Raw genomic sequence first — 23,362 nt, 5'->3', positions numbered from 1 at the left:
TTAAACCGATACTTGCTTGGCAGCCCCGGCCTCGACGGCAGCGAGCAGCGTGTCGTTGGCGAGATGACTGTACCGCATGGTGCTCTTGTGATCGGCGTGCCCAAGCACTCTGCCGACCGCGAACAGGTCGACCCCGGCGTTGATCATGAACGACGCCGCAGAGTGCCGCAGGTCGTGAATGCGAAGACCTGGCAACACCGCCCGGTCCCGTGCCGCCTGCCATGCGTGCTTGATCTCGGTGAACGGCTTCAACGTCGCGGGATTGGGCAGGAGATATGGACAGCTCCCAAACCGCGGCACCTGACCCAGCAGGTCAATCGCTGCCCCGGACAGTGGCACGTGCCGCGGCTTTCCCGTCTTCGATGTGGGGATCAGCCATGCCTGTCCTTCCAGGTCGATATGTCTCCACTCGGCATTCAGCAGCTCCGACACTCGCGCGCCCGTCAGGAGCAGCAGTCCGACGATATACTTCAGTTGCGTGTTCCGGGATCGCGCCACCGCCTCCCGCAAGCGCTTCGCCTCCGCCGGGTTGAGATAGCGATTACGCGCATTGTTGATCGGAGGGCGCTTGATCCCGACCGTGGGGTCGCGGGTGACGCCGGGCACCTCCCACTCGATCGCCAGCGAGAACGAGCGCCCGAAGATGACGCGGATTTTCTCGACCGTCGCCAGCGCCAACCCCTCCCCGGTCTTCTCGGCGAGCCACTGGGCGACCTCGGCTTTCGTGATCGCGGTCACCCGCTGCTTGCCCCAGCGCGGCAGGATGTGACGCCGCATGTACATTTCGGTCGTGTCGTAGCTGCGCTGGTACGTCTTGGCGTGAGCGAGATGCCGAACAGCAAACTCGCCGTACGTGGGCACCGCCTTAACATCGGCCTTCTCGACGGCGGGATCGCCACCCAGCACGATCTCGGATCGCAGCCGCTGTGCTTCCTTACGGACCTCTGCGACCGATAGATCGCCATAGGCGCAGATTTTGTGCTGACGCTGCCGATCGCCCTTGTCCTGATAACGCAGGTAGAAGGTCTTGCCGCCGGTTGAACGGGCTTCGAGGACGAGACCGCGAATGTGGGTGTCCCAGTAATCGGTTTTGCGTTTGCCCTCGTCGCACTGAGCGAGGAGTGCATTGCTGTTATCGAGCTTGAGCTTGGGCATGATGATTTCCTTGATTTATGTTGGATGGACTGGAGGCGCACGACGAGGCGCGCCGACACCGAGGGTGGTGACAGGGAACGGGTCGGGTTGGCGTCGGGTGAGGCCCCAGCGGGCCGGAGAGGGACAGTTTAAGCCGGGGTCCGGCTGCTCACCGCACCGTTGCTGGAGCAGGCTCGCAGGTTTTCAGGTTCGCAGTTCTGCAGTCACTGCACCACGCACGTCGAGACCGAAATCCTGAAAAGCTGAAATCCTGAAAAGCTGGCTTTCGGTGATCAGCCCGGCGGCGGTAGCAGCGCGAAAACCTTGGCTCCCCGCGCTTTTGTCGTGAACTGCCAGCGGTGTTGGAGGGGATCGTCGCCTGTGTAGCGCTCGATGATGCGATACGCTTCCCGTCCGGTTATTCCGCCACGATCGGCGGCCTCCTTCCCGAGAACCATCTTGGTGTTGTGCCCGTCGGCGATGCAGGCGGCGATGATCGCGACGACGTCCTCATCGACTCGTTGGATCTCGACCCGCTTGAAATTATCAAGGGTGTCGAGATCGATCGGGCGAACCGATGACAGTCGTTCGACGTAACCGACCCCGTCCTCTGCGGCGTAGCCGAACGCAGCGGACTGCGCATTATCGCCGCGTCGTTTGAAATTGCGAAACTCGACGATCTTCTCGCCGGGCTTGCCTGCCTCTTCCACGGGCGACAGCATGTAAGCCGCGTCGGCGTCGTCGACCAGATCGGTGGTGCCTGCGAACTGCGGTGTCCCGTCAGGCTTGGGAGCCTTGTTGACGTGAGCGAGGTTCAGCACCGCGCCACCGCGCATAGCTACCTGCCGACACGCGTCGCCATAGGCAGACGCCAACTTCTTATCCATAAGGGACGTGAACTTCTTGGCGGTATCAACCAGCACGAACACGCCTCGCGCCTCGTCCCGTTCCGCCATCTGGATTAGCTTGGGGACGAGCAGATTGGCCTTGAATTCGCGGAAGCCGGGCGAGAGGGTGTGGACGCCCAGATCATCCATCAACTCCATCTTGGTCGCCATGCCCTCGCTGCCGTCATCGGCGTTGACATAGTAGGCGTTGTGCCCTGCAATTCGGCCAGCCCTCACCGCTTCAATGAGCAGGTTGAGTGCGATCAAGGTTTTTCCGGCGTTCGGCGCGGCGAACCAAACTGTCACCTGCCCGTTGAGGCAAAGGTCACCCAGCAGCGGCGTCGCCTCAATCGCCTGTTCGCGGAACGCCTGGGACTCGCCACGCAAGCTGTAACAGGTGAGCGGATTGGTGGTCATGGCAACGTCAATTGCGACCGTTTCCGCCTTGGCCACACGACTAACCTCGACCGCTGTCAGCCTGGAGAGATCGTCGATCGACTGCGCGCATTGCTCCGGGAGCTGCCAATCGGCTTCGCTGGGCAATTCTACTTGGTCAGTCGGTCCGACGAAGCGAACATGCTCAGGAACGCTGCGCGCCAACGTTGTGGCCAGAGCGGGGTCGCTGAGACGGTAAAACAGCTGTTCCAGCTCGCCGAGCTTAACGATCAGACGCGGCGGCATCTCCATATCCGCCAGAAAACGGCTGAGTTGGGACCGCCCGGCTTGATCGTGCGTTTCGAAAACTACGACGGCAGCGGGCACCCGGTATGTGCCCAGATGGGCAGAGGAAGCGAAACCGAACTCATCCCATCGATCGGAGGCAAGCGGCGCAGCGTCGGCGGCGGGATTTGGTCCTGCGATATCCGCGTCGCTCGGCACAGTCGGGTCGGACGCAGCGTTGATGACACCGTTCGCATGACCGGATGCCACGATTTCAGTGGGTTCGGGTGTAACAATATCCGCCCGCAAAATGGGTTCGGAAATGGTGCCTGAAACAATCGGACCGGCGAACTTCCGGGGTTCGACGACTGAGTGAAGCGTCATGAGATTGCCTCTCTGAAGGGATTATTGAAGCGGCTGTTGGGCATGGTGTCTCGGACAAGAATAGCGCCCACCTTTCGATACAAATCTTCGATATTACGTGGTGTCATAGTGTTCCTCCTAAATTGCCGACCGGCGTCGCGGGCATCGGCACGCATTCGATCGAGATGGACGCGACCCGCCGCTTTTGCCGCCAGATTGTCTGCGCCCACGGGTGATCCGCCACCGTCGCCCGTGGTCGAGCAACGGCGGCGGTACAGTTGGCTTTTTCGGTCTTGAGCTTCTCGTGCTGCCTGTTCTTGCTAGGAGCCTTCGTGGCCTGCAGAGGCCAACGATGCACGAGCTGATCCTGAACGGTGTTTCGATGCAACTCTTTAAGTCGCATCCTCTTTTGGTTTATAGCGGATCAGAGGGGGACGAACTGACGTTCGTGAATGTCGTCTACGTCCGCCGGTCGGCGCATATCCATGCACACATGGGGATACATTTTTTTGAGCTTGTCATCAGTAAATGCTATGTCCTCAAGCGCTGCCCCTTGCGTCCAAAGGCCACGCCCGTTCCAGTCCTCGAACATTTGAAATATTTCTTTCGCATTCGATGCTATTTCTGGACCGAGTACATCGCCGAGACGCTCTTCGATTTCAGCGGTGTAATATCCTCTACTGATATATGCCGCAACAATGCCAATTAGCTCCGCCGTTTCGAGACTTGTCGTATTCTGCTTTTTTGAGAACGCAAATTCTACGATTGTCGCTCCTTTTTGAAGTGCTGGAACGCTAACAAATTTCATGTCGTTTACCTTTGTTTTTTTGAGAGTTTTATTTAGTCGATCACATCGAAACGACCGCCGCTCCGAATGAACGGCCTTGCTGTTCTACGTGCCAGCGCGTCTGCTGGTGTTAAACAGCTAAACCGAGGTCACTCGGCCTGTCACGCCAAAAGCAGAAATTTGCAGGGCGACGGTCGGACGGGGAGAAGCCCTGACATGATGTGACCCAAACGCGGCGAGGCCACCTCCATGATATTCAACACCGCCCAGACACCGACCGCCTGCCTATCCGACGCCAAGCGGTGTTCGCCAGTTGAAGGAATGTTATGACGAAGCGATTCCCTGACAGCGCCCGCCTCATCTGGGTGGACGCGTTTATCACTTTCGCCGCATTCGAGAATGCTGAGCGTGCCGGTGCAGAATCTGGCTTGCCGCCAACAACCATCCAACGTCGCATATTTAAGCTAGAGGCGTGGCTACACAGAATGCTAATTACAGACGAAAACCCCGCTCAACTCTCTGACTATGCCTACGATTTTTTGGATGTAGCTCTTGAGATATCTCGTCTGGTTGATCAGGATGGATTGAGTAACAATATGAGCAAGTCACGTATATCGAAGGATGGAGATTTTACTATCGACGGCTCACTTTACCGATCGGACGATGCCCAAAGGATCTGCAAACTACTCATAGACTGTCGTGCAGTTGTTCCATTGGAAAGCGAAACTGATAGACTTAAGAGAAAGGCAGACAGGACTCACAAAAGCCTATCAAACCAGTTATTTAGACTGAACTCTAATATTCGATTATATAGATTTCAGGATCTCAGTCCGAACGACCATGAAAGTTTGATAAAAGCTAAGCAACAGGTCGCAAAAGTTGAAAAAGAAATAGCTTTTTTGGATGAGGAATTTGGACCGTTCAAAAGGATCTCGGGTTCTGATATAGATATGAGTTGGTGGGATGCGAATGAATCCGAGTCCAAGAAAAAATGACAGGTGAATTGTCACAATCTTTCGCTTACGGGTAGTTTGTTGCGTGTTGTCTGCACATGTTTAGGAATTCTGGCTCCGTCCCATGCGCGTTTTGGATGAGCAACACGTAGGCAAAGCTGCTGCCAAATGTCTGGATCAACTCAAACCAGCCACCGAGGTCAGCGAGCCAGTCCCAGTGCGGGTGGAATGCGGCGTCCGGATAGCGGGCCCCGTCCAGCGGGTTGACCAAGGGAGAGAAGCCGACGTGCCGGACGACGTCTGCTTCCATGTCTCCGGGTTGGATGATCAGGTACTCGGTATGACCGGCAGCGACGATCTCGCGGCGGGCGGCGAGGAGCAAGCTCAGCCTCGGGTCGATGTCGAGCGCGATCAAACGTTGCAGACTAGCGAGGTCAAATATGTAGTTCATGGTTTGTTCCTTTTTTACAAGCACGAGAAAAGCGTCCGAGGCGGGATGCCTGGACGCGGGTGTCGGTGATGAGGGTCTTCGAGAAACGTGGTGACGGGAGGTCGTCGGGATTGCCGTAATCGTGCAGCTGACCCGCCCTGCGGATCGTTGCCGCCCCCCGTTCACCTCTTTGAGTAGGCCACTTCAGCTCGCAGGCAGGCCAGCAGCTGAGGATCGATCCCGTATTCGTCCTGCACGAGGAGCACCGTTGCGAAGCCGTCATCGCTCAGGATCGCGACTGCCTCGAACCAGTGCCCGTGCTGCTGGACCCACTCGACTGCCCCGGTGGTGATCACGGGGTAGCCTGCCCTTGCTTCAATCGTGGATAGGCTATCACCCGGCGCAACGACGATGAACAACGCCAGCGTGCCGAGATCGTCGTCGGTATTGTGCGTCAGTTGATCACGTCGAAGCGTCAGCAGCCGTTTGAGGTCGTCGTCGATCGGTCGTTCCATGGCGCGTGCCATGGCGATCGTGCTGTCAATAACGAGCATTGTACTTCTCCAGAAACGACAAAGGGCGCCCGCGGAATGAACCGTGAGCGCCCTTTGTCGGGGTGGTAAGGATGAGAGTTTTAGGTTTCGGTGTCGTCGGTCAGCAGCTTGGTGTCGTCCTTGCCCGCTTGGGCGATTGCGACGATGACGATGATCGCAATCACCGTGTAGCTGATGGCGGGGTAGTTACGCAGAAGCGCCAGCATGCCGAGGACGGCGATTAGCCAGAGCGTCTCCTTCGTGCGGAAGATGACCCCGACGATGAGCACGAAGATGAACGCCAGTTTCAGCGCGAAGACGGCCAGCGCTGCCATCAACAGGATGCCGATGATCTGTGCCACGGTCAGCCTGCCTTGGGATCGGGTCCGAACCGGTTTTCGCCTGCTGTGCCCGGCAATGCCAGCATGACGAGGACGATGAGGCTTCCAAGGTAAGGGATAAGATTGATGGCGACGAACCAACCCGATCGATCCTGATCGTGAAATCGACGGATTTGCACTGCCAACAGCGGCACCGCCATCGCTAACAGGGCGATTGCGGCCAGGACCATAGAAGCCCCCTGCAGCATGATCGCCAAGATCACGATTGCGACGGGGAGCAGATGAAACATCCAAAACTCCCTTCTTGTCGAACGGCCTTGAAAATCCGCATATCGCTTGAGCGGAAGCGTAAGCCAGCCGAGATAGTCATCCATTGCAGGAAGGTGTTCCGGCGGCGCGCCGAACATTGATGCGATAGCGGCACCGGGGCTGGCGGTCGGGGTTGACTGTCGTCCACCGAACAAGAGCTTTTCCTTCGAGCGCTCGAACTCATCCTCGCTGATTATACCATCGGTTTTGAGGCGGTGCAGATCCTCGATGCTCTTCAGTGTAGCTTGGTCGATCATGTTCTTCTCCCGTGGTGATGCCCGAACGTGGGCGCGTTGAGGCCATCGCCGACGGTTCAAGTTACCGACGTCAAGGGCCAATGCCAGATAAAATGGGATTCATAGTCCGTGGTCCGATCGGCCACACTTTGGCTCAAGCTGTCGGATGGACGTCCGGCAACGACTGGCTGTGAATATGAAGCGGCTGCGCAAGGCGCGGGGCTGGTCGCAGGAAGCTCTCGCCGACGAGGCGGGGCTGGATCGAACCTACGTTAGTGGCATTGAGCGAATAGTGCGCAATCCGACCATCACAGTCATCGAGCGCATCGGCTCGGCTCTGAAATGTCAGCTGGGCGAACTGCTCGATTGAGCCATTCATATAAGATGCCCAATTTCCCGCGGCCGCGCTGACCCCGGGAGCCTTCCGCGCTATGCGCTTCCCATGATCAGCGAAGCCTACCTGGATGAACTCGACGCCCTGCTGCTTAATCGACTCGAAGATGGCATGTTGCTGTCCGAGCTGGACGGTTTCCTGACAGGCTTGATCGTCAGCCCCGACCCGGTGCCGCAATCCCGCTGGCTGAAGCTCGTGTGGGGCGACGGGCCGACCGCGTTCGAGGACCAGGCGGCGCTGCAGACCTTCCTTGACCTGCTTATGCGGCATCACAACCAGATCATCGCGGACCTGGATCGCCCAGGCGAGTACGAGCCCGTGCTGGAGGTCGACACGCGCACCGACGAGACGCTCTGGGAGATGTGGATTGAAGGATTCGCAAAGGCGATGACGCTGGCGTCCGGCGGCTGGAACCGAATCAGGGCAGGTGATGACGAGGCGGCACAGGCTGCGATCGCGGGAATCACGCTGCTGGCTGGGCTGATCAGCGGGCGGATCAAGCTGGACGAGGTGGAGGAAGATCACTGGGATCGCGAGGCTCCCGGCTTGATCCCTCTCTGGGTCCAGGTGCTGCACGCTTGGCGCCTTGCGCAGGATGGTCTCGTCAACAGCGCAAAGATCGGTCGTAACGATCCATGCCCCTGCGGCTCGGGCAAAAAGTATAAGAAGTGCTGCGGGCTGAACTGACGCGCGGCTGATGCTACACTAGAAACAAGAAAGCTGCCGGGTTATAACCACCCACCACGGGATCGCGGAGAAGCAGACTTGGAAAACGACATCAGCACGACCGAACTGGCGACCGCGCTGACGGTGGCGTGGTTGTCGAACCCCAACACGCGTACGGGGGCGGATGATGTCCCGACATTCATGCAGACTGCCAAAGCCGCGCTCGACAACATGGTGACAGGCACAACGTCCGCCGCCGGTGCAACTGACAGCGCCAAACCCGAGCCCGCGGTGGGCGTCCGCAAGTCGCTCGCCAGCGACGACCACCTTCTGTCGATGATCGATGGTAAGCCTTACAAGACGCTGCGCCGCCATCTCTCCACTCAGGGCTACACGCCTGATTCTTACCGCGAGACGTTCGGGCTCAAGTCCGACTATCCGATGGTGGCGAAGACCTACAGCGAGAGGCGCAGCGTCTTGGCGAAAAAGATTGGGCTCGGTCGCAACCCAAGGCAGAAGCCCACCACGAAGGCCTGACGATCACCTTTCCAGTTGCTGCGTTCGCTTCGCTCTGGGTCGCTCCTCCCGGGCGAAGCGGACAAACTTATTCGTTTTTCCAGCCCAAGTCGTCAGCGAACCCCGAAGCCCGCTGAGCTTCGTTCGCCGTCGTCGGTCCGCTCCCGTCCAGCCAACACGTTTTCCAGTTCCGCGAGCGAGTGCGGCACGTCCAGGTGCTGAGCGCCGAGATAAAGCCTGGAGCCCTCACCCTCCGGCACGGCGTGGGTCAGTTTGTCGATGTCGACTAGCGCCTTAAATGCGGCGGCGGCCAAAATAATCCATCTCTTCAAAGAACCAAGAATGGCTGGATTGGGTTGGCTGGTGCTCGTTTCCGAAGCGTACGGCCTGCAATCGCTCGAACTACGCCGTTCCGAACGGCAAGACCTGGACGTTTGCAGTTGATTACGGTGGCGTGCCGGGGGTGCATCTCGTGGCTTTTTTCGGGGATCCTACAGTGGAACCTTCGAGAGGCGCAGCGGTTTGGCAGCGATGCGCCATTTTATTTCACTCGCTTTGTTGTTGTCGACCCCCGCGCTCGCCCAGACGAATTCATTTCAGACGGGCCGCGCGGCGCCAATCACCGCGGCAGAGCGGCAGCAGGGCAACCAGACCAACGCCAGCATCACGGCGCAATATGGCGGCGCGCTGGCCGGGCGGCAAGCTGCGTATGTCGAGGCGGTGGGGCGTCGTATCGCCGTCCAATCTGGGCTGAGCTCCAGCCCGCAAGCCTTTGATGTCAAGCTTTTGAACAGCCCGGTCGAGAACGCGTTCGCCATACCCGGGGGCTACGTTTATGTAACGCGCAACCTGGTCGCCTTGATGAACGACGAGGCCGAACTGGCGGCCGTGATGGGCCATGAGGTCGGCCATGTCGCGGCGCGACACAGCGCCAAGCGCCAGAGCGCAGCGACGCGAAATTCCATTTTCGGTTCCTTGGGTCAGGCAATCGTAGGTGCTATTGCGGGTAATTCTGCCATCGGCGGCCTTCTCAGCCGTGGCGTTGGCGTCGGAAGCCAGCTTGCAACGCTAGGTTATTCGCGAGGGCAGGAGACCCAGGCGGATGATCTGGCGATCCGTTATCTCGCGAGCGCCGGCTACGACCCTCTTGCGCTCTCGACGGTCCTAGAATCACTCGCGCGGCAGACCGCGCTCGAAGGACGTATCAGCGGCGACGCACGCGCGGTGCCACAGTGGGCGAGCACTCATCCCGATCCCGCGGCTCGCGTCAGGCGCGCAGCTCAGCAAGCGGCAGCAATACGAGGCGGAGAGCAGGCGCGGAACCGTGATGCATTTCTCACCGCTATCGACGGCATGATGTACGGCGATGATCCGCAACAGGGCGTCATCGACGGGCGAACTTTCCTGTATCCGGCGTTCGGCGTTGCCTTCGACGTGCCGCAGGGCTTTACGTTGCAAAATGGTTCGGACGCGGTCGCGATCAGCGGTCAGGGCGCGCAGGCGAACTTCGGCGCGCTGCCGTTCACAGGCGATCTCGACCGCTACGTCCAGTCGGTGGTCCAGTCCATCGGCGGTTCTCCATCGGCGGCACCGTTGCAGCGCAACACGGTCAACGGCTTTCGGACGGCATATACCCAGCTGCGCGCGGTCAGCAGCAACACACCGGTCGACGTGACAATATTCGCCTACCAACTCGGATCTACGCGCGCGGCGCATTTCGTAATCGTTGCGCCTGCAGGCAGCGGTGCGGGGGCGCTAGAACCGATGCTTGGATCACTGCGCCGATTGTCGAACGACGATGCCGCACGCGTTCGTCCCCGCTATCTGCGCGCAGTGACGGTGCGATCTGGCGATACAGCGCAAAGCCTGTCTGCGCGGATGGCATATGATGACCTCCGTCTGGAGCGGTTCCTCGTGCTTAACCGCCTCGATCCTCGCGAGCCTCTCCAGCCAGGAGAGAAGGTGAAAGTCGTCACCTACTGATTCAGCTTATTTCCGCCGGGAATTCTTAGCTCTTAGCTCGCGATCGCGACGAACAGCGCTGTTGCCCGCCGGTCATGTTCCGGTGGGAGTGTCGTTCTCAATGTACGTGGATAAGCGTCGGAGCGGGATCTCGTTAAAATGCATTTAACTAAATGAAGAATTGGAAAACTTGAGATTAAACGGGGTCCGACGCTGATCCAAAAACCTGACAGAAGGCAAGCGCAAGGCGCAGCGCATCGGCTATCTCCTTTGCCCGGGAACGCCTGAGCCTGCTATCCGTGTGTCGAGTCGTGCCGGGAGAGCGCTCGGCGAAGCCGACGAGACATTATTCTCGCTTCCGGCTGCCATGCGTCCGCAACTTCGAAGTCGCGAGAACGACGGCGTTTCGCCCACCCTCTCGCTGCCCCAAACGTTTCTTTGGGAACATCGGGGCGCCATGCTTCGGTGAGTTCGGTTAGCCCTGAAGGAGTTATATCATGCGTAAACTAATTTTGATGGCAGGGATCGCTGTTATTGCAACCGCTTCACCCGTGCTCGCCCAGCACCAAGGCAAGGGGCACGGTAACGGCCACGGCAACGGCGGCCAAATGTCTGAAATGATGGGCCATCAGGGCAATGGTATGGATCGAGGCGAGCGTGATGAGCAGGACTCACTACGCTCCGGCTATGTTAGGCATGACGATGACGGTCGTGTGAGGCGCAACAAGCATGCACGCTATGGCGGCGGTTCCTGCCCTCCAGGCTTGGCCAAAAAATCGCCAGCCTGCATCCCACCGGGTCAGGCCAAGCGGCTGTTCAACCAGGGCCAGCGAGTCCCTGCAGGCTATCGGTATTATTCGCCCTATAATTCGATTCCGCAGCAGTATCGCTCCAATGTGCCGTACGATGCCGCCAACCGCTACATCTATCGCGACAATCAGGTGTACGTCGTGGATCCGCGGACACGGTTGGTCGAACAGATCATCAACCTGCTTCGCTAGTCGGATGCAAAAGCCCCCCGGCTGTCGCCATCTGGGGGGCGTATTGTAGCATTGGAGCAACGCGTCTCGACTTGGGGCTTTCGCCGATGCCGGCCCCGAAAGCAGACGGAAAGCTAACCACCACACACCGTCGTTGGACGTTCGCTGCCGTGCTGACCCGCCCGAAACCCGACCGACAGCTAACGGGCGGGAAAAGCGGACCGGCGGCAGTCGCCCAAAGGTGGCCGTCCGGGCCTTGCGTCTGCGTCGCCAATAGCGGACCCTCCGTCCATGCGGAAAGCCGAGGGTCAGGATGCCGATGTTTCCTAGCCAATGGCCGGATTTTACTCCGCCCCGCTCAGCACATCACCGGCGGTCCAATGGCCTGCTTTGTCACCGCCCTGCACAGCTCTACGCGGGTGCGGCCGGTGGAGCGTCTGGCATTGACACCGGACGTGCGCCTGGACATCGGCTTGCCCCTTGGCTTTTTTCGACGGACCCGGCTGACCCGGCCCATCGATTTCAGCCACGCCTCGTTTGCCTGGCTCCGGTAGGCGGTATTGGGGGTGCCCATTTCGTTAGACAGTGCCGACTGACAGCAACCAAGCAGCCGCACCCGCAGCTACTGCGCCGTATTCTGAAAAGCGCGCCGTGTTTCAGCGAGATGCAAAGCCGGGGCGCGGAAAAATATAAAGTTCACGTCAACAATGTATTTCGCGCTGATGTCCGCATAGTCACCGTCAGCGTTCGTGCCATGAGCGATACTCGTTGACAGTGAACTCGGGACGAGACCGAACTGCTTATCTTGAAACCTTTTTATAATCGATGCGTCGTCCGGCCGCGGGTAAATCATCGCGTATCGAGCGCTTTCATCAATCGCAAACTTCAAACCGGTTCTCGCCTCAAACAGCACGCCCAGCTGCAATATTCCAAATAACATTAACAGAATAACCGGCGCCGCGACCGCAAACTCTACCGCCGAACTCCCTTCGCAGTTAGGGTAAAAAGATTTCCAATGTTTCATTGGACTCGGACCCTCGCTGACCCCATCAGCTTGACGGGAGTTAGTCCAGGTACTGAAGAAAGCCCAGGCACTGCAGAATAGTCAAACGGAGGTAGATACTGATAGGCGATTGCGATGGCCACTCGGCGCGCAACTACCTGCTGGCCCGAGCAATCTCCCTCAAATGATGTTTGTCGGGTGCCGTCGCACTCAAGCCATTTGTCTAAGCTTATATTGCTGACTGGTTGACCTGAGGTGGTCGAGGCCGATTGTATCAAATAATCATAATTTGATGCCTGAGGCCCCTGAACGATTGCCTGTTGAATTGTTTGAGCCGCGGCCTGTTCAAGCGCCATACGCTTTGCGAAACCGGACGCGAGGTCTACGCTGCCCAATAGCAACAGCGCGAGCGGCGGAAAAATCAGCGCCATTTCGATCAGCGAAGCGCCGCGTACATCCGAGATTACGAACCTCAAGATCGCTAAATATCGCGATGCCATCTAACCGACCAGCCTTACGATCGTGCCTAAAAACGCATGAGCACCAGACGCTTGATCGCAAGTGTTCGAGATTGAGCTATTTCCGGAAAATGTGGCACGTCGAGCCACCAACTGAAAGCAATCGGTTTTCATTCCGGCGTTACCGGTATAACTTATTGCTTGGCCCGGAAAGTAAACCGCTCCCTGAATAGACGAATCCGCGTTTCCGTTTATCAGATTCGTCGTGTTATCCAGTGCTCGTCGATCTTGGTAGAACAAAACACCTGCATAAGCCCCAGAGGTGGATGCCGACAGATTGATCGTCGCACCTCCGTCGACATCCGCAGTAGCTATTGTAGCCGGATTCGTTATCGCTGAAGAGCTAGTTAGGATAAATGTTACATCAGACCCAGTCAACGTGGCCTGGCTGCCAATGTTAAACGTACCTCCGCTGCTGCCGTCAATGTAGTATATGCCGGGCGCAAAGTTAACTGTTCCCTTTATGTCGAACCCGCTATAACATCCAGGAGTTACATCTCTTTCCAGATTAGGATTCACCCTCAGATAGTTATTGCAATGAGCTATGTAAGGATCGGGTAACTTTGCGAAAGGGTCAGACTGGGGTAGAGCATGAGAAAAAATCTTTGTAGAGTCTGGAAATGCTCCGCTTGCCGGAACTAGCCCCACAGCGGCCGCCGCGGTGACATTTGCATAGCTGCTACCTGCAGCACTGATCGCAGACGATCCTTTTGCATTCGCGTTGATGCCGCAGCCTAGGTCCAGCGTAGCGTTTCCAGAAATTCTAATCCCAGTGACGTTATCCGGATCCAGGGCGATAACGCAATACTGTCCGGATGAGGCGACTAAGCTGGTTGCCTCCACGGTTAAAATCGGGGCGGTGCTTAGAAATAGCCCAGAGAAGGGGAGCGCTTGGCGTGATGAAAGAACCACGCGTACCGCCTGACTTTGTCCAGCGTACGCTCCCACCGTCGGGCCGTTCTCGATGATTGGGGGTCCAAACAATCGCACCTTCGCGGTCGCGTTAAGGTCGCCTTTGACAGCACTGGGCACATCCGCACCTTGCGCTCGGGCGTATGCTCCGGACATAGCACCGGCATCAGCCTGCTGTTGCAGGACCCGCTTCGTTAGCGCCCACTGGACCGTATCCGTGGCCAATCCAGCGGCACCCACCAGGACTGGCATCGCTAAAGCCGCGAGAACCAACACATTTCCTTTGGCGTCAATCAACGCGGAAGGATTGCCTCGAATAGGCGACGTTCGCATTTTTGGCTCCTCGTTTGAGCCAGCCAGTAGGATATCTACATAAAAAATGATTAAATCGGCGTGGCGAAAGGAAGCTTAAGCATAGCCAGGGTGCTGTCAGTCTAATGCGAACTCGTCTCCACACGATGCAGTTCGGGCTTTGAGGTCGTAGCTCAGCTGGCGAGTGCCTGCCACTCGGCCAGCGCGGCCGAGCGGTGTTCATTGTAGGTCTGGCGGTCGACGAGATGGCGCTGGAGATCGAAGTGATTGTGGACATTGGCATGGACGCTGGCGAATTTCTGTAGCGTCTTCATCCGCCGGAATCTGACCATCGCCCGCTCTCGTCGTCGGAACGGCAAATGGCTGTTCTCGACCCGGTTGTTCGCCCAGCGTCCGATCTCCTGCTTATCGGCATTGCCGAGCGCATTCATCGCAGCGCGGTGCGAGCGTAGCCCGTCGGTGGTGATCGCCTCGGGCTTGCCGTGGCGCTTCAGTGCCTTCTTCATGAAGTTGAGTGCGGCATCCTTGTCGCGGGTCCTGGTGACGTAGCTTTCGAGGATCTCGCCTTCGTGGTCGACAGCGCGCCAGAGGTAGACCATCTCGCCGTTCAGCTTCACGTACATCTCGTCGAGATGCCAGCGCCAATGGCGGAACCCCCGCATGTGGCTCACCCGCTGGCGGCGGATGTCGCCGGCGAACATCGGGCCGAACCTGTTCCACCACAGCCGCACCGTCTCGTGGCAAATGTCGATCCGCGCTCGAACAGCAGATTCTCGACGTTGCGCAGCGACAGCGGGAACCGCACGTACATCATCACCACCAGGCGGATACCTCGGGCGATGAGTTGAAGCGTAGGAACGGGCTTGGCGGAAGTGCTCTCGATTTTCGGCTCATTGCCGCCCGCTAGCAGCCCCCGCCGCAACCTGCCACATTGGTCTGACAGAGCCTTGGCGAATGACCGAGATTAGGCCGCGTAGCTGCCGCCATCGATTGATCCAGCGAACGGCAGCTTAGGCAATCCTCGCGCCCGAAAGCTGTCGGACTGCAAACCACCAAAGCCGGACGTTGAACGTGCGAGCGTTCCTATCCAAAGCGCCCCAGCGAGGACCCAAACGCGCTCCCCGGCGAAAGGCCTTTCCGCCCAGACCGTTCTGTTTGCCTAGTGGAAGGGGTGGTGCCGCTTACAGGACTCGAACCTGTGACCCCCGCATTACGAATGCATCTTAGGCGTCGCTTTTCTGCCGATTATTGCGCCCATGTTGCATTCGTGTTGCTACGCGAGCAGCTCGGCCTCGATCGCGGAGACGACGGCTGCGTCCGATGCCGCGGCCTCGAAAAGGTGGCCATAAGTGTCGAAAGTGAGCTGGATCGATGCGTGACCAAGCCACGTTTGAACGCGCTTCGGGTCTGTCCCCCGTTCGATCCACATTGAGGCAGCCGCGTGGCGCAACGCATGCAGCGCATAACGCCAGGTGGCACCCCCCTGCCCCTGCTCGGTCACGCCGGCGCGGATCTGCAGCGGTCCAAACAGCCGCTGCAACAGATTGGCGTGCGTTTCGACCCGACCGATGCCGTTCGGGAACGCCAGGTCGAGATCGCCGATCGGACAGGCCAGCTTCCACCGCTTCAATTCCGACACGAGAGTCGGCGCCAATGGGATGGATCGCCGACCGGCTGCCGACTTGGGCGGGCCGATCACGTTCCATGCATCGGCGCGCTGATTTACGGCGAGGCGAGCGTTGACGAGGTCGACGTCGGCCCAGCGCAGACCACGCAATTCAGATCCGCGAAGCCCGGTCAGGATCGCTGTCATCACAATGGGGCGCTCGCGATCGTCGGCAGCCGCAAGGATGGCGCGCAACTCGGCCTTCGTCGGGATCACCACGTGTTCGCGCTCGCGCTTCGGCCTCTTGATCCGAACGCCCGCTGCGACGTTCTGCGCTACCAGTCCACGGCGCTGGGCCTCGCCGATTGCCGCGCTGAGCGCGCGCATGACCATCACCGCCATCGCCTTTCCGCGCGTTGCGATCATCGTGTCGGCGAATATCTCGACCTGCGGTCGCGACAGACGGCTGAGCTTCTCACTGCCGATGATCGGGCGGATATGGAGGCGCGCCCGGGTTTCGTAGCCGCGCAGCGTGCTTGCCTCGAGGCCCTGAGCTCCCGATCTGGCCAGCCATAGATCGCACGCCTCCGACACTGTGATCGATTGAGAATCGGGGGTGTGCGTCCCCTGCGACACATGCCAGGCCGCTTGAGTCGACCACGCTTCAGCGTCGCGCTTGCGGGCGAACTGCTTCGCGCGGCGCTTACCGGCAGCGTCCCGATAATCGACCAACCAGGCCGTTTTTTCGGTGCCGTCGGGGGCAGCCCAGGAGCGTTTCCTAATCGCCATAGTCGGTCGGCTCAAAGTTATGCGCCCAGTAGAATATCGCTTCCTTGAGCTGGTCAGCCTTTTTGGGCACCGCTGTCGTCGCAACTGTGATGGCCGCGTTTAACATCGCCGAAACGTTGATCAGCACTATCCTGCGATGCTCGTCTGAGCTTTCCGCAAAGCGATCGATCACTTGGTCCATCGCCACTATCTTCGCAGTATGCGGGATCGCCAAGTCGTCGCCGTAATGGCGAGTGAGATCGGAGAGGGCGCGCGCCTCGAGGACCATCCCGACGTCCAAAGCCCGTTCCCGCACCTCACCGAATCGCACGCGGCCAACGGCTTCAGGCAGCTCCGAACCTAGCTGGCGCAAAACGCCGACGATTACCTCGGGCCAAAGGCCTACTTGCAGCAGCTCGAATGCGACGAGGAGATCGACGACTTGGCGTGCGCCGTAAGCGGCCGGCTTCCCTTTTCCGGTATTGATGCCGGCGGGAAACCCGAGTCGCTGAAAATGCTGCAAACGGCTCTTCAGCGCTTTTTGACGGTCGTCCACGACGTGGTGCACCCCTCCCACGATCGACAGGACATCCCGCTGTGACAGTGCGACAGGCATTGCGACTAATTCCAACATCAACGTTGGTTTAGCTATTGCACGTCACCCACGGTTACGTCTATGCGCTAGATGAAACCAACGGTAGTGTTTCGGTTATGGAGGACGCAAGATGTTGAAGGACGACATGCTGAAGGGGGCCGAGGCTGCCGCGAATTATGCGGGACTGACCACGCGCGCCATCTACCACCTCGCCGAAACCGGGGAGCTGCCCGTTATCCGCAAGGGCCGCACTTTGTACTTCCGAAAAAGCGAAATCGAGGCTGCTTTTCGCTCGACCAGCGTGGCGGTCTGACCCATGCGGCCGCCCTCAATCGTCGTCGCCGACGAGCCGTTCGGTGCGTTTGATGTTACGGTCACCCCGCCGCCCGCGGGGATCGGGCACGACCGGGAATTTCGCACTCGCGCTGCGGCGATAGCTTACGCGCTACGCCTAGGCGATGCGAACGGCTGGCCGGTGGTGGACCGGACGTCGATTGATGCCTGACCGTCTCTTCGACGACGCGCACGCGTTCCTGATCGCCGCGACCGACATGGGCGCGAGGCTGCAGTGCTATCGCGCCACGCTATGCTTGATCGACAGCATACCCGCGGCCGAGATCGATCGGCTTACGGGATTTCTTCACGCCTTCGCTATCGAGTTCCTGACTCTTCGAAAATCGGGGCGCCCGGCCAGCGTGATTAAGGCCCTACCCGACCGCCTCGTCGCCGCGTTGCGCGCGCAGCACGAAGCCCAGGAAGACATGCTTGCGGCGCGACAGGGGCTCGACGCCGATGATGACGTTGGCGCCAAGGTGCATGCGTTTTATGATTTCGTGATCGCGACTTTGCTGCCGGGCGCGCCGATCGCTGATCGAGATCCCCGCGACCGCGGCCACGCCGAGCACCGTCGCACCTTCGCGACCATGGCGGACGAAGTTGAGGCTTTCGCCGCCATCATCGGGCTGGACGACATCACAATCCCCAACCGCGTGGTAGATCCGTCGTTCGATATTCTGATCGACCGGCTCGCAGGCTTCTGGCGCGATTGGACTTTCACGGATGCGACCGCGGCCGCGAAGACCGGATGCCCCAATTATCGTTCGCCGTTCGCAGAATTTGTGTCCACATTTTGGGGTGCAATCGACCGAACACCACCGTCGAATTCTTCGATCAGCCGGTCAATCGATCGACTGAATAGGGCGCATCATTCTTTTTGTCCGAAAATCCGGGGCGATAAAGACGGACTGCCCCCGGGGCTGAGATGAGGCAGCAACGGCGTCATGGGCGTCCTCCTTACGACTGCCGAGACGGCACCGCGGCTTCGCATCAACGCGAGCACGCTGGAACGTTGGCGCGGTGCTTCGAAGGGTCCGGCGTGGCTCCGTCTAGGCGGACGGATCTACTACCAGGAAACCGACGTCGAAGCCTGGATCGAGCGCCAGCGCGTCGATCCCGAAGCGGGGGCGATGGCGTGACGGGCCTCGATAATGCCGCGGTCCATCGCATTGCGTCGATCGCGGCGCGCACCGTTTCTGACGCTGACGGGGAAGCTCTGACGGCGGTAAGAATGCTGAATCGCGAGTTGCGCCGCAATGGCTTACGTATTGAGGAATTGATCGCCGCCGGGATCATGCGTGACGCGACATCGTCCACGCCTTCCCCGGCGATCAACACCGATCACCAACAGCTCGCCCGCGAGGCGCTCGTCGCGCAAACTCGGTTCAACGAACGTGAGTTAGACTTCCTGCGGACGATGGCCGTGGCGCGCTATTGCTCAGGGCGCCAGGCTGAATGGCTGGACGGGCTGGTCGCGAGATCGCGGGTGACACCGCCTGCCCAGCGAGCCGCAGCATGACCGCCGCACAGCTCAACGCCGACATTGATCTGGCCAAGGTCATGGCTGCCGTCGCCCGCAAGCTGCTCGGCGAGCCGCGCCAAATCACCCACGGTGGCTTGGAATGGCGCTATGGTGCCCACGGATCGATGCAGGTTCATATCGGCGAAGGCTGGTACCGCGACCACGAATGCGGCGAAGGCGGCGGCACTTTGGCGCTTATTCAACGCGAACGCCGCTGCGATCAGCGCGGCGCTTTTGCGTGGCTCGAGGAACAAGGGCTCAAGCCGACCGGGCAGCGCAACCAAACTGCCCGCGCCATCTTCTACGATTACCGCGACGAAGACGGGGCAATTCTCTTTCGGGTCGAGCGCCGAAAACCTGCGAATCCGCCGTTCCTGCCTCATGGTCCCGACGGCCGGGGCGGCTTTCATTCGCGGTCAGGGTGCATGCAGGGCGTGCGTCGGGTCCCTTATCGGCTCAACGACCTGATCGCGGCGCCGAAATCCTCGATCATATGGATCACCGAGGGTGAAAAGGATGCGGACCGTCTGATTGCGGTCGGCCTCGTCGCCACCACCAACGCCGGGGGCGCAGGAAATTTCGGGGCCGAGCTCGCGCCCTATTTCGAAGGCCGCACGGTCATCGCGCTTGCCGACAACGATGCTGCCGGGCGAAAACATGTTACCGTCGTCCGGTCCCGCCTGTCCGGCGTCGTTCGCCGCTTCGCAGATCTTGAGTTGCCCGGCCTGCCCGTGAAGGGCGACGTCTCGGATTGGCTCGATGCAGGTGGCACGGTTGAAGAGTTGCGTGACCTGGGCGAACGGGCGCTCGGCCAAGCTTCTGAAGCCGAACATGCCGACACAACCGACGACGGCCCCGCAGTTTTGCCATTAGAATGGTTCGATACCGTCGAGGCGCAGCTTACCGCGCTTTGGCTGGTGAAGAACCTCTTCCCTCAGCAAGGGGTTGTCTTGATCTATGGCCACAGCGGCAGCGGGAAGACGTTCTTCGTACTCGATATAGCGCTTCATGTTGCGCTGGGATGGGCCTGGGCCGGGCGCCGCGTTCGTCAAGGATTGGTTATATATCTTGCCGCCGAGGGCGCGTCAGGATTGCGGAACCGTGTCGCTGCATTCCGCCGACATCACAAAATCACCGATCATGTGCCGTTCGCTATCATTCCGACGGCGATCGATCTCCAAGCGCCGAACGCCGACGTGCTCCGCCTGGCCGCAACGATACGTTCTGCCTGCAAAATTGCGGGGGCCGATGTTGCGATGATCGTGATCGACACCATCGCGAAGACGTTCGGCGCCGGAAAAGAGAACACCGACGACATGGCGAGCTACGTGTCGAACGCAGGTTGGCTTTCCGGCGAATTCCAATGCTGCGTCATTCCAGTTCATCATCGGCCGAAGGACGCCGAGAGCAAGGAGCCGCGCGGACATAGCAGTCTCAAGGCGGGTGTCGACACGGTGATCCTCATCGAGGACGGCCAAACCAAGCGCGCGGAGGTAACGAAGCAGAAGGATGGGGAGATCGGCAAGACGGTGTTGTTCAACCTTGTTCCAGTCGAACTTGGCGTCGACGAGGATGGGGGCATCGTCACCTCGTGCGTGGTTGAACCGACCGAAACAGATTTGACGCCATCGATGGACCCGTTTCTGCGCGAAGTGGGGCGGTTGAGCGCCGGTAACCGCCTTGCGTATGATGTTCTTGCCGAGCTCATCGAGAATGACGGAATCGCCGTCCCGTCCGACATTCCAGATCCTGAGATCAACCGAAATGTTGTCGGTAAAGTCGCTGCTTTCGAATCGTGGGGGGACAACTACCTCCTGCGGGCGGGGACAACGCGGGGACAACGCGGGGACAAAGAATACGAGCGCGCTCGGAAAGCCTTCGACAGGGCGCGCAAGACACTGGATACAAAGCATATTGTACGGACATGGGGTGGATTTTCATGGATAACGCACGAGCTTGAGCGCTCCGCGGGGACAAATCGCGGACAGAATTGGGGACGTAGCGGGGACATGGGGACAGCGGGGACAGCTCTTTATAAAGAGCGTCCCGTTGTCCCCGCGTCCCCGAAGTCTGGCGTCATCCTCGCTTCAGGTGATGGGGTCGACGACCCCGTGCCCGGTTGGGAAGGGCTGTGATGGATCAGCTAGCGCAATCCGAGAGGATCGAGCGTGCGGTGATCGCCGCGATTTTGAACGAGTGCCTTATTGAGACCGCTTCATCGCGGACGGCCGTTGTTCCGAGCGGCGACGTCGTCGAGGCGCTCGTTTCTATCATGGCTGGATTGGTCGCAACCAGCGAGGAGGTCGCAACATCGCGGGCTCGCCGCCAATTTTGCGATAGGTTAGCTAAGCTGCTCGGCCGCCGGATAGTCGCGATGCAGGCTCACATCGAAGAGCATGGAGCCCCGTTCGCAACACGTGCCGTGCAGGTGGCCTCGTGATCGCCCGCAACGCCGCCCGCCGCGCTCGCCGATCCGCCGCGACGTACATGCGGGCCTCGGCGGTAGTCGACGATCTGATCGCGGACCTGATGACCTTGTCGAGCGCGGTCGAACGCCTCGGCGCGACCATCGGTCAGACGGCGATCAGGATGCAGCCCGACGTGACCCCGCAAGATCTCCTCGCGGCGACGCGCCAATGCCTTCGCACGGTCAAAATTCCCTTCTGGAAACTGAGCACCGGGGACCCGACCGAGCATCCCCGCGCACTGCTCGCGACCTTTGATGAAACCGCCGCCCGCGTGCTCAACAAACTGGCGTTGGCGATCGATGTCGAGGCGTCCGCCGCGGTCGAATTCAGCGCGGATTTCGTCGCAGTCGGCGAGGCGCGGATGACCGCCAGGTTCGAGATCACCGCCGCGATGGTGCGTGCCGGCATCGACCCGATGACCATCGGCAGCGGGGGCAGAATGCTCCGCGTGTGCGCCGCCTGGATCGATGACCCGGCCGCCGCGCTCGATGCGGTGCACGGGCGAGCGCTGGTCGCCGAGACCATGCTCGCGAAGTTCACGAACGGAGTTGAAGAATGAACCCCCACCTCTCCACAATCCGCGCCGAGATCGACGACTTGCTCGGTAGCGGGTCGGCCGCGCCGGTCGTGATCTTCGCCGAGGGCCAGTCCCCCAAAAAGGCCTCGAAACTGACTGAGTTCGAACGCTGGCGAGCCGCAGATCCGCAATCGCGCGCCGCCGACGCACGTCGCGACGCGGATGAGGCCGCTCAGGCCGCCGCCGACGCCCGTCAGTCCGCCAAATCGCACCGGGGGCGTGCTGCGGAAGCCAGGGCTGCGGGATTCGCCGGCCAGGCGGCGTTAGCGGAGGAACAGGCAGATCTTGCCGGGAAAAAGGCCGGCGAGCGTCTCCGGTTCGCGGCAGCCAAGGAGGCGCACGCCCGCAAGCTAGAAGCCGCTGCCCGCCCCGCGCCGAAACCCAGCGCGAAGCTCGCCGCGACCGCGCCAACGGCTCCGATCAGCGCGGGACCGCCATCGGCGTTTGGTGCAGCCCACATGCAGCGGACAGCCGAAGCGGAGGCGCAATTTATCGCCACGTGCCAACGCAACCAGGTCGCGCAGGCGCCGGCGTCGACGGCAGGGTCAACCGACGCGTGGGCCAGCGCCCGCCCGGGCGGCAAGAGGTATCGTTGATGACCGATCCCCTCATCCTGGCGCGGTTTCCGGACCTCTTCGGGCCTCCGCCGCCCGTGCGCGCAGCTGGGCGGATTATCCGGACCGCCGCCGCCGTCGTCACCATTTTCACCGTCGCCGCGACGATCTCGCCGCGCTTCCATTCGAAGGACTCATAATGACCGAACTGACCCGTATCGCCGACCAAGCCGTCGCCGCGCTGCTGGCGATCAACCTCGATCCGCTCGAAGCGGACATCGTTGAGGCCGAGCGCCGCGCTGCGGAGGCCGAGGCCAACGCCGAACAGGGTGCTGCCCGGCATGCCGAGGCGCTCGCAAAAGTTCGTCAGCGGCAGATCGACGGCCCTGACGCGATGCTCGCCGCGAACGCCATCATCACGGGCGGCGACGTGCGCGATGCGATCTCGGACACCGGTGCCCTGGAAGCCGAAGCGCGGGCGATCCAAGCTGGCGCGAAGCATCTTCGGCAAAGCGCCGATCGCGCGAGAGCATTTGTCCGCGACACGAACCGGGCCAAGCGGGAGGCCGTCGGCACGGCGCTAGATCCGATCGCGACCGAGTTGGCAGCGATGGCGAAGGCGCTCGCGGCCGAACTCGTCGAAATATATTCCGTCGTGACTGCGATCAGTCGCGCTGGTCAATCGCATCATCTCGCCAGCCTCGGCCGCAAGCTCGGCGAATGCGTCGCCGAGATGCCCGTCGCCGGTCTAATCGAGAGCCACCCGATTGTTTTGCCCGCCGAAGTGGCTGAGCGATTGGACGGCGCGCGCGAGGTGTTCGAGGCGATCGGCACGACCGTGATGGCGACCATCGAGATGCCGCGGCCCGATCGGACTTCCGATTTCATGAATGGCTATAGGGCGGCGGTGAATCAGCGCTGACCCTTCCGAGATGCGCGCCGCGGGATCGGCGCGCGGGCGGCCGGGGTTTTTCCTTTCCTCCGGCCGCCCAACTATCTGTTTTCGCGGCAAGCCTTGCCTATCTCGGCACAGCGGGCAT

Annotated in this window: 29 protein-coding genes and 1 pseudogene; 16 read left to right on the top strand and 14 right to left on the bottom strand. The window is 60.2% G+C overall.

Annotated features, from left to right (window positions below; all coding sequences use genetic code 11):
- From EAH84_RS07350 to EAH84_RS07340, 3 genes are all read right to left on the bottom strand, one after another.
- The gene (locus EAH84_RS07350; RefSeq protein WP_140869970.1) at positions 1-1,155 is read right to left on the bottom strand and encodes a site-specific integrase; all 1,155 of its coding nucleotides are present in this window, start codon (positions 1,153-1,155) and stop codon (positions 1-3) included.
- 272 nt (positions 1,156-1,427) lie between these two features.
- Positions 1,428-3,065, bottom strand: coding sequence for an AAA family ATPase (locus EAH84_RS07345; protein ID WP_140869967.1), 1,638 nt, complete (start codon positions 3,063-3,065; stop codon positions 1,428-1,430).
- Between the two features lie 403 nt (positions 3,066-3,468).
- Positions 3,469-3,852 (bottom strand): hypothetical protein, encoded by a 384-nt coding sequence (locus EAH84_RS07340; protein ID WP_140869964.1) that lies wholly within the window; start codon positions 3,850-3,852, stop codon positions 3,469-3,471.
- 305 nt (positions 3,853-4,157) lie between these two features.
- On the opposite strand from EAH84_RS07340, the gene EAH84_RS07335 reads away from it, so the two are divergent.
- The gene (locus EAH84_RS07335; protein ID WP_140869961.1) at positions 4,158-4,826 is read left to right on the top strand and encodes a hypothetical protein; all 669 of its coding nucleotides are present in this window, start codon (positions 4,158-4,160) and stop codon (positions 4,824-4,826) included.
- A gap of 25 nt (positions 4,827-4,851) precedes the next feature.
- Here EAH84_RS07335 and EAH84_RS07330 read toward each other — a convergent pair whose 3' ends face one another.
- The 4 genes from EAH84_RS07330 to EAH84_RS16590 form a co-directional block, all read right to left on the bottom strand.
- A complete protein-coding gene (locus EAH84_RS07330; RefSeq protein WP_140869958.1) occupies positions 4,852-5,235 on the bottom strand; it encodes a hypothetical protein in 384 nt (127 codons plus the stop codon).
- A gap of 161 nt (positions 5,236-5,396) precedes the next feature.
- Positions 5,397-5,768, bottom strand: coding sequence for a hypothetical protein (locus EAH84_RS07325; RefSeq protein WP_140869955.1), 372 nt, complete (start codon positions 5,766-5,768; stop codon positions 5,397-5,399).
- 80 nt (positions 5,769-5,848) lie between these two features.
- Positions 5,849-6,109: a hypothetical protein gene (locus EAH84_RS07320; protein WP_140869952.1), complete on the bottom strand. Its 261-nt coding sequence runs from the start codon at positions 6,107-6,109 to the stop codon at positions 5,849-5,851.
- Positions 6,110-6,111: 2 nt separating this feature from the next.
- Entirely contained in the window at positions 6,112-6,654 is a 543-nt protein-coding gene (locus EAH84_RS16590) for a DUF805 domain-containing protein (RefSeq protein ID WP_338326031.1), read from the bottom strand.
- 145 nt (positions 6,655-6,799) lie between these two features.
- Between EAH84_RS16590 and EAH84_RS07310 the strand changes: the two genes are divergently transcribed.
- The 3 genes from EAH84_RS07310 to EAH84_RS07300 all read left to right on the top strand — a co-directional run bounded on the left by EAH84_RS07310 (position 6,800) and on the right by EAH84_RS07300 (position 8,230).
- Positions 6,800-7,003 carry a helix-turn-helix domain-containing protein gene (locus tag EAH84_RS07310; RefSeq protein ID WP_140869949.1) on the top strand — a complete coding sequence of 68 codons (204 nt, stop codon included), beginning with the start codon at positions 6,800-6,802 and terminating at the stop codon, positions 7,001-7,003.
- Between the two features lie 72 nt (positions 7,004-7,075).
- Positions 7,076-7,714 carry a UPF0149 family protein gene (locus EAH84_RS07305; protein ID WP_140869946.1) on the top strand — a complete coding sequence of 213 codons (639 nt, stop codon included), beginning with the start codon at positions 7,076-7,078 and terminating at the stop codon, positions 7,712-7,714.
- Between the two features lie 78 nt (positions 7,715-7,792).
- Positions 7,793-8,230 carry a MucR family transcriptional regulator gene (locus EAH84_RS07300; RefSeq protein WP_140869943.1) on the top strand — a complete coding sequence of 146 codons (438 nt, stop codon included), beginning with the start codon at positions 7,793-7,795 and terminating at the stop codon, positions 8,228-8,230.
- A gap of 92 nt (positions 8,231-8,322) precedes the next feature.
- Here EAH84_RS07300 and EAH84_RS07295 read toward each other — a convergent pair whose 3' ends face one another.
- Positions 8,323-8,523, bottom strand: coding sequence for a hypothetical protein (locus EAH84_RS07295; RefSeq protein ID WP_140869941.1), 201 nt, complete (start codon positions 8,521-8,523; stop codon positions 8,323-8,325).
- Positions 8,524-8,740: 217 nt separating this feature from the next.
- Between EAH84_RS07295 and EAH84_RS07290 the strand changes: the two genes are divergently transcribed.
- Both EAH84_RS07290 and EAH84_RS07285 read left to right on the top strand, forming a co-directional pair.
- Positions 8,741-10,192, top strand: a complete 1,452-nt coding sequence (locus tag EAH84_RS07290) for a M48 family metalloprotease (protein ID WP_140870052.1) — start codon at positions 8,741-8,743, stop codon at positions 10,190-10,192.
- 476 nt (positions 10,193-10,668) lie between these two features.
- A complete protein-coding gene (locus EAH84_RS07285; protein WP_140869938.1) occupies positions 10,669-11,172 on the top strand; it encodes a hypothetical protein in 504 nt (167 codons plus the stop codon).
- A gap of 601 nt (positions 11,173-11,773) precedes the next feature.
- Here the strand turns inward: EAH84_RS07285 and EAH84_RS07275 are convergent.
- From EAH84_RS07275 to EAH84_RS07250, 6 genes and pseudogenes are all read right to left on the bottom strand, one after another.
- Positions 11,774-12,175, bottom strand: a complete 402-nt coding sequence (locus EAH84_RS07275) for a TadE family protein (RefSeq protein ID WP_140869935.1) — start codon at positions 12,173-12,175, stop codon at positions 11,774-11,776.
- Positions 12,172-12,654: a TadE/TadG family type IV pilus assembly protein gene (locus EAH84_RS07270; RefSeq protein ID WP_140869932.1), complete on the bottom strand. Its 483-nt coding sequence runs from the start codon at positions 12,652-12,654 to the stop codon at positions 12,172-12,174. The genes EAH84_RS07275 and EAH84_RS07270 overlap by 4 nt, the downstream gene beginning before the upstream one ends.
- Positions 12,655-13,917, bottom strand: coding sequence for a pilus assembly protein TadG-related protein (locus EAH84_RS07265; RefSeq protein WP_140869929.1), 1,263 nt, complete (start codon positions 13,915-13,917; stop codon positions 12,655-12,657). It lies immediately after the preceding gene.
- Between the two features lie 152 nt (positions 13,918-14,069).
- Positions 14,070-14,790: pseudogene (locus EAH84_RS07260) on the bottom strand (IS6 family transposase).
- Between the two features lie 379 nt (positions 14,791-15,169).
- A complete protein-coding gene (locus EAH84_RS07255; RefSeq protein WP_140869927.1) occupies positions 15,170-16,291 on the bottom strand; it encodes a tyrosine-type recombinase/integrase in 1,122 nt (373 codons plus the stop codon).
- Positions 16,281-16,886, bottom strand: a complete 606-nt coding sequence (locus EAH84_RS07250) for a hypothetical protein (RefSeq protein ID WP_140869924.1) — start codon at positions 16,884-16,886, stop codon at positions 16,281-16,283. Before EAH84_RS07250 ends, EAH84_RS07255 begins: the two co-directional genes overlap by 11 nt.
- 109 nt (positions 16,887-16,995) lie before the next feature.
- On the opposite strand from EAH84_RS07250, the gene EAH84_RS07245 reads away from it, so the two are divergent.
- The 10 genes from EAH84_RS07245 (at position 16,996) to EAH84_RS07205 (ending at position 23,244) form a co-directional block, all read left to right on the top strand.
- Positions 16,996-17,178, top strand: coding sequence for a helix-turn-helix domain-containing protein (locus EAH84_RS07245; RefSeq protein ID WP_140869922.1), 183 nt, complete (start codon positions 16,996-16,998; stop codon positions 17,176-17,178).
- Between the two features lie 184 nt (positions 17,179-17,362).
- Positions 17,363-18,130 carry a hypothetical protein gene (locus tag EAH84_RS07240; RefSeq protein WP_140869920.1) on the top strand — a complete coding sequence of 256 codons (768 nt, stop codon included), beginning with the start codon at positions 17,363-17,365 and terminating at the stop codon, positions 18,128-18,130.
- A 15-nt stretch (positions 18,131-18,145) separates the two neighbouring features.
- The gene (locus EAH84_RS07235) at positions 18,146-18,340 is read left to right on the top strand and encodes a helix-turn-helix domain-containing protein (RefSeq protein ID WP_140869917.1); all 195 of its coding nucleotides are present in this window, start codon (positions 18,146-18,148) and stop codon (positions 18,338-18,340) included.
- Positions 18,337-18,720 (top strand): hypothetical protein, encoded by a 384-nt coding sequence (locus tag EAH84_RS07230; protein WP_140869914.1) that lies wholly within the window; start codon positions 18,337-18,339, stop codon positions 18,718-18,720. Before EAH84_RS07235 ends, EAH84_RS07230 begins: the two co-directional genes overlap by 4 nt.
- Positions 18,717-20,858, top strand: a complete 2,142-nt coding sequence (locus EAH84_RS07225; protein WP_161978356.1) for an AAA family ATPase — start codon at positions 18,717-18,719, stop codon at positions 20,856-20,858. Before EAH84_RS07230 ends, EAH84_RS07225 begins: the two co-directional genes overlap by 4 nt.
- Positions 20,858-21,163 (top strand): hypothetical protein, encoded by a 306-nt coding sequence (locus EAH84_RS07220; RefSeq protein ID WP_140869908.1) that lies wholly within the window; start codon positions 20,858-20,860, stop codon positions 21,161-21,163. The genes EAH84_RS07225 and EAH84_RS07220 overlap by 1 nt, the downstream gene beginning before the upstream one ends.
- Positions 21,160-21,750 carry a hypothetical protein gene (locus EAH84_RS07215; RefSeq protein WP_140869905.1) on the top strand — a complete coding sequence of 197 codons (591 nt, stop codon included), beginning with the start codon at positions 21,160-21,162 and terminating at the stop codon, positions 21,748-21,750. Before EAH84_RS07220 ends, EAH84_RS07215 begins: the two co-directional genes overlap by 4 nt.
- Complete coding sequence (locus EAH84_RS07210) at positions 21,747-22,364, top strand: hypothetical protein (RefSeq protein ID WP_140869902.1); 618 nt, start codon at positions 21,747-21,749, stop codon at positions 22,362-22,364. The genes EAH84_RS07215 and EAH84_RS07210 overlap by 4 nt, the downstream gene beginning before the upstream one ends.
- A complete protein-coding gene (locus tag EAH84_RS15930) occupies positions 22,364-22,522 on the top strand; it encodes a hypothetical protein (RefSeq protein ID WP_161978355.1) in 159 nt (52 codons plus the stop codon). Before EAH84_RS07210 ends, EAH84_RS15930 begins: the two co-directional genes overlap by 1 nt.
- Positions 22,522-23,244 carry a hypothetical protein gene (locus EAH84_RS07205; protein ID WP_140869900.1) on the top strand — a complete coding sequence of 241 codons (723 nt, stop codon included), beginning with the start codon at positions 22,522-22,524 and terminating at the stop codon, positions 23,242-23,244. Before EAH84_RS15930 ends, EAH84_RS07205 begins: the two co-directional genes overlap by 1 nt.
- Positions 23,245-23,362: the final 118 nt, after the last annotated feature.

It is taken from the genome of Sphingomonas oligophenolica (assembly GCF_006438955.1).
GTDB classification, from domain to species: domain Bacteria; phylum Pseudomonadota; class Alphaproteobacteria; order Sphingomonadales; family Sphingomonadaceae; genus Sphingomonas; species Sphingomonas oligophenolica_A.
This window is presented reverse-complemented; position numbering and strand designations above follow the sequence as displayed.

Coding starts and splice junctions, on each gene's coding strand:
- EAH84_RS07350 (WP_140869970.1), bottom strand. CDS start 1,155: ATGCCCAAGCTCAAGCTCGATAACAGCAATGCACTCCTCGCTCAGTGC.
- EAH84_RS07345 (WP_140869967.1), bottom strand. CDS start 3,065: ATGACGCTTCACTCAGTCGTCGAACCCCGGAAGTTCGCCGGTCCGATT.
- EAH84_RS07340 (WP_140869964.1), bottom strand. CDS start 3,852: ATGAAATTTGTTAGCGTTCCAGCACTTCAAAAAGGAGCGACAATCGTA.
- EAH84_RS07335 (WP_140869961.1), top strand. CDS start 4,158: ATGACGAAGCGATTCCCTGACAGCGCCCGCCTCATCTGGGTGGACGCG.
- EAH84_RS07330 (WP_140869958.1), bottom strand. CDS start 5,235: ATGAACTACATATTTGACCTCGCTAGTCTGCAACGTTTGATCGCGCTC.
- EAH84_RS07325 (WP_140869955.1), bottom strand. CDS start 5,768: ATGCTCGTTATTGACAGCACGATCGCCATGGCACGCGCCATGGAACGA.
- EAH84_RS16590 (WP_338326031.1), bottom strand. CDS start 6,654: ATGATCGACCAAGCTACACTGAAGAGCATCGAGGATCTGCACCGCCTC.
- EAH84_RS07310 (WP_140869949.1), top strand. CDS start 6,800: ATGGACGTCCGGCAACGACTGGCTGTGAATATGAAGCGGCTGCGCAAG.
- EAH84_RS07305 (WP_140869946.1), top strand. CDS start 7,076: ATGATCAGCGAAGCCTACCTGGATGAACTCGACGCCCTGCTGCTTAAT.
- EAH84_RS07290 (WP_140870052.1), top strand. CDS start 8,741: ATGCGCCATTTTATTTCACTCGCTTTGTTGTTGTCGACCCCCGCGCTC.
- EAH84_RS07285 (WP_140869938.1), top strand. CDS start 10,669: ATGCGTAAACTAATTTTGATGGCAGGGATCGCTGTTATTGCAACCGCT.
- EAH84_RS07275 (WP_140869935.1), bottom strand. CDS start 12,175: ATGAAACATTGGAAATCTTTTTACCCTAACTGCGAAGGGAGTTCGGCG.
- EAH84_RS07270 (WP_140869932.1), bottom strand. CDS start 12,654: ATGGCATCGCGATATTTAGCGATCTTGAGGTTCGTAATCTCGGATGTA.
- EAH84_RS07265 (WP_140869929.1), bottom strand. CDS start 13,917: ATGCGAACGTCGCCTATTCGAGGCAATCCTTCCGCGTTGATTGACGCC.
- EAH84_RS07255 (WP_140869927.1), bottom strand. CDS start 16,291: ATGGCGATTAGGAAACGCTCCTGGGCTGCCCCCGACGGCACCGAAAAA.
- EAH84_RS07250 (WP_140869924.1), bottom strand. CDS start 16,886: ATGCCTGTCGCACTGTCACAGCGGGATGTCCTGTCGATCGTGGGAGGG.
- EAH84_RS07245 (WP_140869922.1), top strand. CDS start 16,996: ATGTTGAAGGACGACATGCTGAAGGGGGCCGAGGCTGCCGCGAATTAT.
- EAH84_RS07240 (WP_140869920.1), top strand. CDS start 17,363: ATGCCTGACCGTCTCTTCGACGACGCGCACGCGTTCCTGATCGCCGCG.
- EAH84_RS07235 (WP_140869917.1), top strand. CDS start 18,146: ATGGGCGTCCTCCTTACGACTGCCGAGACGGCACCGCGGCTTCGCATC.
- EAH84_RS07225 (WP_161978356.1), top strand. CDS start 18,717: ATGACCGCCGCACAGCTCAACGCCGACATTGATCTGGCCAAGGTCATG.
- EAH84_RS07220 (WP_140869908.1), top strand. CDS start 20,858: ATGGATCAGCTAGCGCAATCCGAGAGGATCGAGCGTGCGGTGATCGCC.
- EAH84_RS07210 (WP_140869902.1), top strand. CDS start 21,747: ATGAACCCCCACCTCTCCACAATCCGCGCCGAGATCGACGACTTGCTC.
- EAH84_RS15930 (WP_161978355.1), top strand. CDS start 22,364: ATGACCGATCCCCTCATCCTGGCGCGGTTTCCGGACCTCTTCGGGCCT.
- EAH84_RS07205 (WP_140869900.1), top strand. CDS start 22,522: ATGACCGAACTGACCCGTATCGCCGACCAAGCCGTCGCCGCGCTGCTG.